The following is a 13,234-nucleotide window of genomic DNA, read 5'->3' on the forward strand; positions in this document are numbered from 1 at the left end:
CCCGGCGCTAGGCGTGGGCGCGAGCATCGCGTCCCACGCAAAACGCGCCTGCACCCGCGTGCCGCGCGGCGCGCTGGCGTCGGCGGCGCGGTGCGGGCCGCTGCGCCGGGCGCTGACGCGCAGCGTGCCGTCGAACGCGGCGCAACGCGCCTGCATGCCGCTTAGGCCGAAATGACCGCTAGGACCGGCACGGCCGCGGCGTTGCCGGGCGTTGCGCGTGAGCCCGATCCCGTCATCGCTGATGAGCAGCGTCAGGTGACGACGGCTCGTCTCGATGCGTACGTCGGCGGAATCGGCGCGGGCGTGCTTGACAATGTTGTTCAGGGCTTCCTGGGCGACGCGGAACACGGCCAGCGCCGCGTCGGCGGGCAGGCGCGCGAGACGCGCGTCGGCGGCGCACACGAAGCTCGTGCGCAGTTGCGTGCGGCTGGCGAAGTCGCTGGTCCAATGCGCGAGCGCCCCGACGATGCCGGCTTCCAGCGACGGCGCGTGCAACTCCGCGACGGCCTGGCGGCTCGCGGCGCACACCGCGTCGAGCGAACGGTTGACGACGGCGAGCGCGGCGGCGCATTGCGACGGCGCGTGGGCGGGCAGCCAGGTTTCGACGCCGGCCAGCGCAAAGCGCGCCGCGGTCAATTCGGCGCCCACGCCGTCGTGCAGTTCGCGCGCCACATGATGGCAGGCGGCTTCGTGTGCCTGAACCAGTTCGGCCGATAGTTCGCGCACCCGCGCTCGCAATTGCGCGAGCTCGCGCTCGACTGCCGTGGACGGCGCGACGAACCCGTCACGGGCCGCTGACGGGGAAAGCTGGGCGTTAAACGGGACGACAGTCGACGTATCCATGAGTTTCCTGCTCAGGAAGCCGTACGGACAGCGAAGCGAGTGCGCGTCGGCGCCGCGAAGACGAAAGAACGCATGCGAATCTCGAGCCTCCAGGTGTGGCCGTTACGCGTAGCATGTGACGGGCAAAACGCCATGGTGCTAAGTAACGAAAGTTACATTCAGTAACATCTAGATCGGATCACGAAAAGTCTGTGGAATTGACTCGTCGTGCGCCGGGATGATATCTCAAAAAAAGATAAAATGCAGTCCCAGCAAGGGTTAGCGCTTATATCTCATGCAGTGCTTGAGATTGGTCAAGCGTCGATCACGCATTTATGTAGGAATAATACCGACGCCAAATGTCAAATGTACGGCGTGAATTTGTAACTGGCAACAAAAAAGGAGCCCGAAGGCTCCTTTCTGTTGGATCTGCGGCGCAAGCCGCGAAAAGCACTGTGCGGCTTAGCCGACGAACGCCTTTTCGACCACGTAGTGACCCGGCGCGTTGTTGCTGCCTTCCTGGAAGCCCAGGTCGTCGAGCAGCTTGCGCGTGTCGCGCAACATGTGCGGGCTGCCGCACAGCATGATGCGGTCGTTTTCGAGCGAGAAGCCCGGCACGCCCAGGTCGGCGAACAGCTTTTCGGTTTCGATCAGCTCGGTGATGCGGCCGCGGTTCTGGAACGCTTCGCGCGTGACCGTCGGGTAGTACAGCAGCTTTTCCTGCACCAGTTCGCCCAGGTGCTCATGTGCCGGCAGATGGTCGGTGATGTATTCCTTGTACGCCAGTTCGTCGACGAAACGGCAGGTGTGCGTGAGCACGACGCGTTCGTAACGGTCGTAAATGTCCGGATCTTTAATGATCGACATGAATGGCGCGAGGCCCGTGCCGGTGGACAGCAGCCACAACGTCTTGCCCGGCAGCAGGTTGTCGGCCATCAGCGTGCCGACCGGCTTCTTGCCGATCAGCACTTCGTCGCCGACTTTCAGATGCTGCAAACGCGACGTGAGCGGGCCGTCCTGCACCTTGATGCTCAGGAATTCGAGATGTTCTTCGTAGTTCGCACTCGCGAGGCTATAGGCGCGGATCAGCGGCTTGCCATCGACTTCGAGGCCCACCATCGTGAACTGGCCGTTTTCGAAACGGAACGACGGATCGCGCGTGCAAGTGAAGCTGAAAAGCGTATCAGTCCAGTGATGGACGCTCAGGACGGTTTGTGGATTCAGGTTGCTCATGGCTTCTTGGATAGTGCGAAAACAAAGGCGGCCAGTCGTTTGAGCCGGCCGGCACGGCAAGGGCGATGCTGCGCTCACCCGTGGACGGGAGTCACGCGCAATCCGCTATTTTACCGCGCCCGCTGCTGAAGGGCGGCGGCGCGGCGGTTGAGCGTGGTGATGCGGGTTGCCGAACCTGGGAAGCGGCGGCGCCGGCTGTCGACACAATCGGGCGCCGCGAACGACGTGGGCATGAGTGCGGCCGCGCTTCAACTGGGGTACGGCGATGGGCGAAAAGTCGCGCTGGGCAACTGCCATCGGCTGTCCGGCATGCACCGGATAGGCGCGCCGCACGGGCAACATGGTCAGGATCATACCGAAACGTGACGTGCGCTGCAGCATTGACCCTGCTGAGAAAACTGGCAAATGGGGCGCCGGCAGGGGAAATCAGGTGGCCGGTGGATGGCAGGGCGGGAGTGCGGATACCTTTCAACCTGCATGGCCCGGTGCGCGATTTGTTGGTACACGAGCGCGGGGTCGGCGCGTCACGACTTGACTCAGACGTAGATCAGGTAGGGATCTGTTTATTTTCCAGTGCGATGACGCCGAGCAAGGTGAGCGTCCGGACCGAAGCGCGTGAAATCGCCCAAGGCCTCACCTTGAAGTTGCCAACTCACCGGGAGCCTACGCTGGCGCCGCCACCCGCTTTTTCCCGCGCTGTTTCAGCACTCGCGCCTGCAACACGATCACCAGCAACAGGAACACGCCACGAATCACCGACTGCCAGTAAGCCGACAAACTGATGAATCCCAGCCCGTTTTCAAAGTTCAGCAGGTTGAAGACGAGGCCGAGCAGCAGCACGCCGGCAATCGTCATCGCGACCGAGCCTTCGCCGCCGGTGAGTAGCGTGCCGCCGAGCACCACTGCCGAAATCGCGAACAGCTCCCAGCCGACGCCTTCGTTCGGCTGTCCCGCGCCGAACTGCGCGGCGAGGATCACGCCCGCCATGCCGGCGAGCAGCCCGCTCACCGCATAGGCCATCACCAGTGTGCGGTCGACGTTCAGCCCCATCAGCCGCGCGGCTTCCTCGCTGCCGCCGATCGCCAGCGAATGCCGCCCGAAGCGCGTGCTGCGCAACGCGAGCCAGCCGACCAAGGCGGCGACCGCCGCGACGATCCCCGGAATCGGCAAGCCGAACAGATCGCCTTGTCCGAAGTTGCCGAAGTTCGATTCGGACGCAATCGATACCGCATCGTTCCTGCCGAGCAGCAGCGCGACGCCATGTGCGCCGAGGCTCGTCGCGAGCGTCACGATGAAAGGCAGGATTTTCAGCCGCGTGATGATCAGTCCGTTCAGCACGCCGAGCGCGAGCCCCGCCGCGCAGCCCGCCAGCACCGCGACCCAGCCGCCGAACACGCTGGTCAGCGCGGCAACGACGCTCGCGAGCGCGGCCACCGTGCCCACCGACAAGTCGATGCCGCCGGTGATGATCACGAAGGCCATGCCGATCGAGATAAGCGCGAACATCGAGTTGTAGCGCCAGAACGACGTGATGTTGTACGCCGAGCCGAAATGCTCGTAGCGCACGAGGCCGAAGACGACGAGAGCGGCCAGCGCGAGCAGGATAGGGAGATTTTTTTTCATCGCATGAGTCCGGGAGTGTCCGTAAGCTGCGTCAGGCGTTAGCGCGAGCGCCGTTGCACATAAACGGCCGCGACGATAATACCGGCCTTCACCACCAGCGCCGCCGCGTCGGGAATGCCGTGCGCGAGCAGCGTATAGCGCAGCAACTGGATGATCAGCGCGCCGATCAGCGTGCCACCGATGTACGCCTTGCCACCCGTCAGCGCGGTGCCACCGACGGCGACCGCGGCGATCGCATCGAGCTCCACACCGAGCCCGACCACGTTCGCATCCGAAGATGAATTCACCGAGATCGAGATCAGCCCGGCGAGACCCGCGAGCGCCGCGCACAACGTGTAGGCGATCAGTTTGATGCTGGCGGTCGGCACGCCGCACAGGTACGCGGCTTTTTCGTTGCCGCCGGTGATCAGCAGGTACTGCCCGAACAGCGTCTTGCGCACGACCCACACGAACAGCGCGACCAGCGCCAGCATCAGCAGCACCTGGAACGGCACGCCCGCCACCTTGCCGAGCGCGATCCACTGGAAAGCCGGCGTGTTGAACGCCTGCAGACTGCCATCGGTGACGACCTGCGCGATGCCGCGTCCGGCGATGAACAGCACGAGCGTCGCGACAATTGGCTGTACGGATAGCCTCGTCACCAGCAAGCCGTTGAACACGCCGCACAACGCGGCGGCGAGCACCGGCAGCACGAACGCGAGCGCAATGCCGCCGGGCCCCGGTATGTTGAGGAACAGCATCGGCGCAAGCGCGCCGGAGATTGCCATCGACGCGCCCACCGACAGATCGATGCCCCCCGTCGCCACCACCAGCGTCATGCCGATGCCGACGATCACGATCGTGACCACTTGGGTCATGTTCACGTTGAAGGTTTGCAGCGACCAGAAGTGCGGCGTAAAGATCAGATTGAACAGCACCATCGCGAGCAGCACGATGACTTCGCGTTGCATCGCGAGATGCCGCCATTTCTGCACGGTGCTCGCCGGTTTGGCGCGTGGCGTGGCGGCCATGCTCGATGCGGCGTCGGCGGGTCGCGCCGGTTCGGCTTGCAATGATTCGGTGTGCAGCTTAAGTGCCATGACGGTCGCCCTCCAACGCGTCTTCGATATGGGCGGCGTGGGCCGCTTCCACCAGTTGCGAATGTCCTTCGCTGCCGTAGGCGATGGCGTCCATGATCGCGGTCTCGCTCATTTCGGCGCCGGTCAGCTCGGCGACCGTGCGGCCGTCGCGGATCACCACCGCGCGGTCGGCCACGGCGGTCAGCTCTTCCAGTTCCGATGCGGACAGCAGCACCGCCAGTCCCGCGTCGCGCAACTCGCGCACGACCTTCGCGACGTCGGCTTTGGCGCCGACGTCGATGCCGCGCGTCGGTTCGTCGAGCAGCAGCAGCGACGGCTCGGCGGCGAGCCAGCGCGCGAGCAGCACCTTCTGCTGATTGCCGCCGGACAGCTCGCGGATCGGCTGATCGGCTGAGCGCAGCTTGATGCCGAGCGACGCGATGAAGCGGTCCACGATCGCCTGCTGTTTCTTCACGTCGACCACGCCGTTCTTCGCGAGCGTGCGCAGGCAGACCAGCGTGAGGTTGTCGCGCACCGACAGTTCGGGGACGATGCCTTCGCCCTTGCGGTCTTCGGTGAGGTACGCGAGGCCGCGCGCGATCGCGTCCTGCGGCGACTTCAATGTAACCGCCGCGCCGCCGATCGACAGCGAGCCGCGCTCGAGCGGGTCGGCGCCGAACATCAGCCGCATGGTCTCGGTGCGGCCGGAGCCGAGCAGGCCCGCGAGACCCACCGCTTCGCCCGCATGCACTTCGAGCGACACGTCGCTCACCTTCGGATGCGCGCTCAACTGCGACGCGGCGATCGCCTGCTTGCCGCGCCGCGCGAGGTTCGCTTCGCGCGAGGCGGTGTCTTCCTGAACGACGGCGGCCAGTGTGCGGCCGAGCATCGTCGTGACGAGTTGCAGCTTGTCCATCTCGGCCATCGTGCTTTGCGCGACTGTCTGGCCATCGCGCATCACGGTGACGCGGTCGCACAGCGCATAAAGCTCGTCGAGCCGGTGCGACACGAAGATCACCGCGCGGCCGTCGTCGCGCAGTTTGCGCACCACGGTGAAGAGCAGTTCCACTTCGCGCTCGTCGAGCGACGAGGTGGATTCGTCCATGATCACCATCTTTGCGTCGGACGAAACCGCGCGCGCGAGCGCCACCATCTGCTGGATAGCGGTCGAATAGCGGCCGACCGGTTTCTTCACGTCGATCTGCAGGCCGAACGATTCGAGCAATGCGCTGGCGCGCTGCTGCACCGCGCGCCAGTCGATCAGACCGAAGCGGCGCGGCTCGCGGCCGAGGAAAATATTTTCCGCGACCGAGCGGAACGGCACCAGGTTGATCTCCTGATAGATCGTGCTGATGCCCGCTTCGCGCGCCTGCTTGGGCGTGCGGAAATCGACTTCGCGGCCTTCGAAGCGCACGCTGCCCGCAGCGCGCCGATAGGCGCCGGTCAGGATCTTGATCATCGTCGATTTGCCGGCGCCGTTCTGGCCGATCAGCGCATGCACTTCGCCCGCGGCGACGCTCAGATTCGCGCTTCGTAACGCGGGTACGCCGCCGAAGCTGATGCCGATGTCCTGCATCTCGAGCAGCGGCGCGGGGATAAGGGGGGCGTGGGGTGTCTCTTTGCCGGATTCCGTCACGGGGAGTCCTCCTGATGCGGGTGCTGCCTAGGCTGCACGGCGAAGCGCCGTGCGCGTGCGGACTTGATGCACAGGCGCGGTCGAATCGATGCGTCGAATCATGTTACGCCGCATAAAAGCGAAGCGACGGTCCGTGCAATCACGGGCGCGTCGCTTCGAACCCTTCCCGTCACCCGCCCACCGCGCAAGTATCTTGCATCGAGAGGAGACTTCTCAAAGGCGGGTGACTTGCTGCTGCAACGCTAGCTGCTCTGTCAATAGCCGTACTGCATGCTCTGCTGCACGTTGCTCTTGTCGTAGAAACGGTCGGAGACCTTGACCCACGTCGGGATCTTTTCGCCCTTTGCGTAACGCTGCGCGACGTCGCAGGCGAGCGGGCCGAAGAACGGGCTCGACTGCACGCTCGCGCCGAGTTCGCCGGCGGCGATCGCGTCGAGGCCACCCTTGGTGCCGTCGATCGTGACGATCTGGATGTCCTTGCCCGGCTGCTTGCCGGCGGCCTTGATCGCGGCGATCGCGCCAAGCGCCATTTCGTCGTTGTGCGCGTAGACCGCGGTGACGTCCGGATGCGCCTGCAACAGCGTTTCCATCACCTGGCGACCCTTGTCGCGGGCGAAGTCGCCGCTTTGCGACGCGATGATCGTCATGCCCGGATTCTTCGCGACGATTTCGTCGAAACCCTTCTTGCGATCGTTCGCGGCGGACGCGCCGGTCGTGCCTTCGAGTTCGATGATCTTTGCCTTGCCGCCCGTTGCCTTGACGAGCCAGTCGGCGGCGCGGTGACCCTGATCGATGAAGTCCGAGCCGATGAACGTGATGTAGTCGCGGCCCGCCTTGGCGACTGACTGATCGACGTCGCGGTCGACCAGGATCACCGGAATGCCGGCCTTCTTGGCCTGCAGCACGATCGGTGCGAGTGGCTTTTCCTCACGCGGTGGGAACACCAGCAGATCGACGTGCTGCGCGATCATGCCCTGGATGTCGGAGACCTGTTTGGAGTTGGAGCCGTTGGCGTCGGTCATCACGACCTGCCAGCCGCATTTCGCGGCGACGTCCTTAAAGCTCTTGGTTTCCGCGAGACGCCACGGGTTGTTGCTTTCGGTCTGCGCGAAACCGACCTTCAGCGGAGTCTTGGTGGACAACTTCGGCAATGCATCGTCGGCGTGCGCGGTGGCGAAGCCGAAACCGATTGCCAGTGCCAGCAGCGAACCTGCCAGCGGACGAATCTGCTGCTTGCGCGCGAGTTCGCGCGACTGCGTGTTGTGCGACGCCATGTCTTCCTCCAGTACCTGGTGAGGTAGGTTGTATTTGCTTTTTGTGTTGCTCTTGATCGCTCGGCGCTATTTTTGCCCCGACCGGTTGTGCCGATTATTCCACCTGGAATTATTATCGGTCAATCACTAATAATATTAATTATTGGCTTTTTTGCCTCGGTAATTACCCTGACCGAGGCGCGTTCGACGAGCGGCCCATCGAGCTTCACCATGCGATGCCGCACCGGTGCGCCGGCGGCGCGGTTGTGCTCTTCCTGCAGCAGCGTTTCGACGGCCCAGCGTCCCAGTTCGTAGTTCGGCAGCACCACGGTCGAGAGCGGCGGGTGAGTATGGCGGGCGATTTCCTGGTCGTCGTAGCCGAGCACCGAGACGTCTTCCGGCACGCGCAGACCGAGTTGCTTCAATGCTTCGATGGCGCCGATCGCGGTGAGGTCGTTCGCGCAGAAAATCGCGGACGGCGGATTGGCTTCGCGCATCAGTGAGAGCGTCAGTTCGAAGCCGAGGCCCGAGCTCCAGTCACCATCGCGCACGAGTTCCGGCGCGAACGGCAGGTCGGCGGTGGCGAGTGCGGTTCGGTAGCCCTTCAGGCGGTCTTTCGACGCGTCCTGCCACGGCTCGCCGTTGATATAGCCGATTCGCCGGTGGCCCGCTTGCAGCAGGTAGTCGGTAGCCAGATGGCCGCCCGCGACTTCCGCCGGCACCACCGACGAAAACCCGCCCTCGCTCGTGTAGCAGTTCAGCAGCACGGTCGGCACCTGCGAGAGCGCTGCCGGCGGCGTCACCTTGCGCGTGTAGACGGTCGCGTAGATGACGCCGAACACATGCGGGTTCGCGAGGACCGTGTCGAGCACCTGCTTTTCGATATCGGCGTTGCCGTGTGTCGAATAGACCGCCAGCATCTTGCCGCTCGCATAGGCCGCGTCGCGCGCGCCGTCTGCGTTGACGACCGGGTGCGGGCTGGTGGAGATTTCGTCGGCCAGATAAACGATCAGATTGCGCTCGTCGGTCGAGGCCGCGACCGGCTCGCGCAGCGACAGCCGGTAGCCGAGATCGTGGGCGGCCTTGAGCACCTTGTTGCGGGTGGCTTCGGAGAATTTCGCGCCGGTCGCGTTGTTCAGGACGAGCGAAACAGTCGATTGCGACACGCCAGTGAGCTTGGCGATGTCGGTCATGGTCGGACGGCGTTGAGTCGATTTTTTCATTGGGCGGGCCGCGCGGTTGCGGCGCAAAAGCTAAGGCATGCCGTGGGCATTGTGGTGCTGACGGTACCACTAATAATATGCGCACGGCAACGCGCGCTAACCCGCCATTTGGGAGCGCCGCATGAACGTCCGGCACGTATCCTTACGATAAATTTATTACTAATAATATTGACTGACGCGCTTTGTCGTGCGATTCTCGGTCGCGCGGGCTTCGACGGTCCGCCGGTCGCGCGCTGTGCGCGGCACGTCACAGGAGACATTGATGCGCGTTTTTGCCGTCATCCGCCCGAGGCCCTGCCTTTTCTGACCATGCGCGACGACGTTTCCCTGAATCCGATCCGGCCGCTTTCCACGGAGCTTGCATGGCTCGATGATCCCGCGCTTGCCGCTTCGCTGGTCACGTTGAGGGCAGGCACGCTGCGGGCGGTGATCGCGCCGGCCGTGGGCGGCGCCCTGGCGGCCTTCTACGAGGCTACGCCCGAGGGCCCGCTGCACTGGCTGCGGCCCGCTGTGTCCGCGGCGTTCGAACAACGCGATCCGCTTCGGATGGCAAGTTTCCCACTGTTGCCCTACTGCAACCGGATTCGCGACGCGCGTTTCGAATTTGACGGCGGCACCATCGATTTGTCCGGCAACGACGAGCGCTTCGCGCATGCGTTGCATGGCAACGCATGGCGGCGTCCGTGGCAAGTAAGAGCGCGCACGGACAGTTCGGTCGAGCTGCACTTCGAACATGAGCCCGACGCACAGGTGGCCGGCGACTGGCCGTTTCGCTATCGGGCGCAGCAACGCATCGAGTTGAGCGGGAGCGAACTGCGCATCACGCTGTCCGCGCAAAATCTGGCCGAGCGGCCGATGCCGTTCGGCATGGGCCATCACCCCTACTATCCGCGTACCGCGCAGACCCGTGTGTACGCCGATGTGCAGGCCATGTGGCATGCCGACGCCGACGTACTGCCGACGCATCTCGGCCCGCACCCCGCAGTCGACGCGCTGCGTGAGGGCATGTCGCCCGATGCGTTCGACCTCGACAACAACTTCGCCAACTGGACGCGCGAGGCGACCATCGCATGGCCCGACGAACAGCGCCGCCTGACGATGACCGCCGACGCGCCGTTCGATCACATGGTGGTGTTCGCACCGGCCAACGATGCGCAACTGTGCGTGGAGCCAGTGACCAACACCACCGACTGCTTCAACGCGGTCGGTATGCGTGAACAGGTGGGCGGGTGTGTGTTGCTGCCAGGTGAGGAGATTGCCGCGACGCTGAAGTGGACGCCGCTACGCGGGTAGTGTCGCGTCGCGTAGTGCGCGCGCCGGCAGGCAGGAGCGTTCAGCAAAACAGAAGGGCGGCCCGGACCGCCCTTTTTCACATGAGCCCGTCGCGCACTCATTCAACCCGCAAGCGAGCCATATACGGCAAGTGATCCGACAGCCACGCGGTTTCCTGCGTCGGCTGAATCCATTCGATCGGTTGCATGCCGCGCACGAACATCTTGTCGAGTGCGAGCGCCGGCGAGAAGGCCGGGAAGGTGCGGCCCGATTCGCCGAGCAGCGTCGCCACTTCGTGCAGTCCGTGTTCGCGAAACAGCGGCACCGAGTCGTTGCGCCAGTCGTTGAAGTCGCCGGCCAGCACCAGCGGACCATCGGGCGCTTCCTTCGCGATCCAGTGCGCGATCCAGTTCATCTGCCGCAAGCGCGCCGGGCGAGTGAGCGCGAGGTGCGCGCACAGCAGCGTAACCGAGTGCCCGCCGAAGGTCGCCCGCGCCACCAGCAAGCCCCGCTTTTCGAAGCGATGCGCGGAGATGTCCCAGCGTCCGCCGAGATCGAGCGGGTGCGGCGACAGGATTGCGTTGCCGTGCCGCCACGACGGCTTGAACACGTTCGGGCCGAGCGCCACTTCGAGTTCCAGCGCGCGCGCGATTTCAGTGGCCTGGCAATGCCAGACATCATTCAGAGGATCGCCGATCGGCGCGCCGAAACTGCTCGCGAGCACGGGCGACGGCATGCGCCGCGCCATCGCTTCCTGCAAAAAATAGGCGTCCGCGTGAGTCGACTGGACCCAGCGTTGCATCGCCTGCCAGGCCTGAAAGCCGAGCGGCGTGCGGCCCTTGTGCAGGTTCCAGCTCACCGCGATGAAATCGTTCGGCGCGAGGTTCTCGCGGATCAATTCTTCTGGGTTTCGCATGCCGCGTTATCCACGTGTTCTGATTGAAGGCGGGGTTTGGTTGCGCGTTGTCTGCATCACTTTCCATTGCTGGCGCTGTCCGCGAGACTTGCACGCACGCGGTACACCAGGTTCGGATTGGCGTTGACGATAGTCCAGCTCGCCCACTGACCCGGCGTCACCATCAGACCCGGATGGCTCGCGTTCACCTGGCGCGGCTGCGGCGGGAGCTTGCAGCCGATGTCGGTTTGCCGGGCGGTGGGATCTTCGAGCGTTTCCTGCGCGTCGATCGACAGCATGATCTCGTTCGCGTCCGCCCGTAACGGCGAGATAGTCAGCGTGCGCGACAGATCGAGGTTGCCGGCGGGCTGGTCTTTGCAGCCGACGTTATGCTGCACCATTCTGTGATGCGTGTCCGTGCGCGCCTGGCCGACCGTCGTGGTGCCGTCGAAGGCGTCGATCTGCTGACCGTCGCTCATCACCTGCAACTGCCATTGCACGACCTGCTGCGCGGGCGGTTGTTGTGCATTCGCAAGCAACGAAGTCCCAAGCAGCACGGCGACGATACTGGTTTTCCACATAGAAGGAATCTCCGGCTCAAGCTCGGCCTGTCTGGTCAGGGAGCCATCTTACCTCTGATAGCTGCAACGGTTTTCTGACACGTCAGCGGGAGGCGGGTTCAGCAACAATACATTGCGGACACCGTTGGCAATTGCAAGGGTGCCTTTGTCCGGGCCGTGGCCGGAGGAAGCGCATCGTTAGCAGCAGAGCAGCAGGACTGCTGGCTTGCACGCGAATATGTCGTCGTTACACTGGACTTGAAACGGTGCCCGCGAGGCACCGCCGCAGCAGGACCAGCCAGACGGGGTGAGCGATGACAACAGCAATGGTCAAACAGGAAATCGCCGTAGCGTCTTTCAGCCGGGTGTACGACCTCGATCAGGTCGAGACCGCGTTGAACGATCTCGGCGACGGCGCGAACGAGGCGCTGCGCGCAACGTACGAAAAGATGCTGAAGACCGGCAATCTGCGCTTCTGCGTCAAGCCGAACCGGATGCCGTCGATCGACGATCTGATCGCCGCGCTGCCCAATTTTTCGGCGCCGCTCGACGATATCCGCAAGCAGGTCGCGCTGTGTCTCGAAACCGAAGACCGGCTCGAACTGATGCCGATCTTGCTGCTCGGCGACCCCGGCATCGGCAAGACGCACTTTGCGAAACAGTTGGCGCGGCTGCTTGGCACCGCTTATCAGTACGTGGCGATGAGTTCGTTGACGGCGGGCTGGATTCTGTCGGGCGCGTCGTCGCAATGGAAGAACGCGAAGCCGGGCAAGGTGTTCGATGCACTCGTGAACGGCAGCTACGCGAACCCGGTGATCGCCGTCGACGAAATCGACAAGGCCACCGGCGATTCGCAATACGATCCGCTCGGCGCGCTTTACGCGCTGCTCGAACACGACACCGCGCAGAGTTTCATCGACGAGTTCGCGGAGATTCCGATCAACGCGGGCAACGTGATCTGGATCGCCACGGCTAACGACGAGCGCTCGATTCCCGAGCCGATCCTGAACCGGATGAACGTGTATGAGATTCCGCCGCCGGATCACGACGGCGCACGGCGCATCGCGCAAGCGATCTATGACGAGATCCGCTCGGCGCACAACTGGGGACTGCGTTTTCCCGAAGCACTGGGCGAAGGCGCGCTCGATGCACTGAAGCTCGCGTCGCCGCGTGAAATGCGCCGCGCGATTCTGAACGGCTTCGGCGCGGCGCGAATTGACGGGCGCGATCGGATCGAAGCGGGCGATATTCGTCTCGACTACGGAAACCGACGAAAACCGATCGGTTTTTGAGAATTTTGCCCTTTTGCCTGCTAAAGCTGCCTCCGGGCGGCTTTTTCTCGACACCAAAGGGAATATTTTCTCGAAACGGATGGAATGGTGCGGCAATTGTTGCTATTTTTGAGGTCCCAAGTTGAATTCAAACGGCCCGGTTTTGCGATGCTCAGGGAATACACAGAGGCCTAACGAGATGGCGCTGCGCAACGAATCCAGACGTCAGCGCGCAACGCACAGAATCCACCATCACGACTATGGGAAACCATCGTGAGAACCGCTTGTTCGCTTTGCTTTCTCTGCTGCTATCGCCGCACCTGCTTTCCCGAGCGGCTATGGTCCGGCGGCACGGTGTCGGTCGGAGCGCGCCACGTACGCGGAACCC

The 13,234-nt window shown here is 63.8% G+C and carries 11 protein-coding genes; 2 read left to right on the plus strand and 9 right to left on the minus strand.

Annotation, left to right across the window (positions count from 1 at the left end):
* From CIC12_RS10440 to CIC12_RS10470, 7 genes are all read right to left on the minus strand, one after another.
* On the minus strand, positions 1-843 hold an 843-nt coding region (locus tag CIC12_RS10440; protein ID WP_168664047.1), incomplete at its 3' end, for a sensor histidine kinase.
* 441 nt (positions 844-1,284) lie between these two features.
* The gene (locus CIC12_RS10445) at positions 1,285-2,055 is read right to left on the minus strand and encodes a ferredoxin--NADP reductase (protein WP_168664048.1); all 771 of its coding nucleotides are present in this window, start codon (positions 2,053-2,055) and stop codon (positions 1,285-1,287) included.
* Between the two features lie 663 nt (positions 2,056-2,718).
* The gene (locus CIC12_RS10450) at positions 2,719-3,678 is read right to left on the minus strand and encodes an ABC transporter permease (RefSeq protein ID WP_168664049.1); all 960 of its coding nucleotides are present in this window, start codon (positions 3,676-3,678) and stop codon (positions 2,719-2,721) included.
* Positions 3,679-3,716: 38 nt separating this feature from the next.
* Entirely contained in the window at positions 3,717-4,688 is a 972-nt protein-coding gene (locus tag CIC12_RS10455; RefSeq protein WP_168664099.1) for an ABC transporter permease, read from the minus strand.
* Between the two features lie 58 nt (positions 4,689-4,746).
* Positions 4,747-6,312 (minus strand): sugar ABC transporter ATP-binding protein, encoded by a 1,566-nt coding sequence (locus CIC12_RS10460; RefSeq protein ID WP_168664100.1) that lies wholly within the window; start codon positions 6,310-6,312, stop codon positions 4,747-4,749.
* A gap of 314 nt (positions 6,313-6,626) precedes the next feature.
* Positions 6,627-7,646 carry an ABC transporter substrate-binding protein gene (locus CIC12_RS10465; RefSeq protein WP_168664050.1) on the minus strand — a complete coding sequence of 340 codons (1,020 nt, stop codon included), beginning with the start codon at positions 7,644-7,646 and terminating at the stop codon, positions 6,627-6,629.
* Between the two features lie 119 nt (positions 7,647-7,765).
* Entirely contained in the window at positions 7,766-8,818 is a 1,053-nt protein-coding gene (locus CIC12_RS10470) for a LacI family DNA-binding transcriptional regulator (protein WP_168664101.1), read from the minus strand.
* 339 nt (positions 8,819-9,157) lie between these two features.
* Between CIC12_RS10470 and CIC12_RS10475 the strand changes: the two genes are divergently transcribed.
* A complete protein-coding gene (locus CIC12_RS10475) occupies positions 9,158-10,141 on the plus strand; it encodes an aldose 1-epimerase (protein WP_168664051.1) in 984 nt (327 codons plus the stop codon).
* Between the two features lie 97 nt (positions 10,142-10,238).
* Here CIC12_RS10475 and CIC12_RS10480 read toward each other — a convergent pair whose 3' ends face one another.
* Positions 10,239-11,036, minus strand: coding sequence for an endonuclease/exonuclease/phosphatase family protein (locus CIC12_RS10480; RefSeq protein ID WP_168664052.1), 798 nt, complete (start codon positions 11,034-11,036; stop codon positions 10,239-10,241).
* A gap of 56 nt (positions 11,037-11,092) precedes the next feature.
* The gene (locus tag CIC12_RS10485) at positions 11,093-11,596 is read right to left on the minus strand and encodes a hypothetical protein (RefSeq protein ID WP_168664053.1); all 504 of its coding nucleotides are present in this window, start codon (positions 11,594-11,596) and stop codon (positions 11,093-11,095) included.
* Positions 11,597-11,889: 293 nt separating this feature from the next.
* Here CIC12_RS10485 and CIC12_RS10490 point away from each other — a divergent pair, with 293 nt between their 5' ends.
* The gene (locus CIC12_RS10490; RefSeq protein ID WP_168664054.1) at positions 11,890-12,867 is read left to right on the plus strand and encodes an AAA family ATPase; all 978 of its coding nucleotides are present in this window, start codon (positions 11,890-11,892) and stop codon (positions 12,865-12,867) included.
* Positions 12,868-13,234: the final 367 nt, after the last annotated feature.

The organism is Paraburkholderia sp. SG-MS1 (genome assembly GCF_012275575.1).
Lineage (GTDB): Bacteria > Pseudomonadota > Gammaproteobacteria > Burkholderiales > Burkholderiaceae > Paraburkholderia.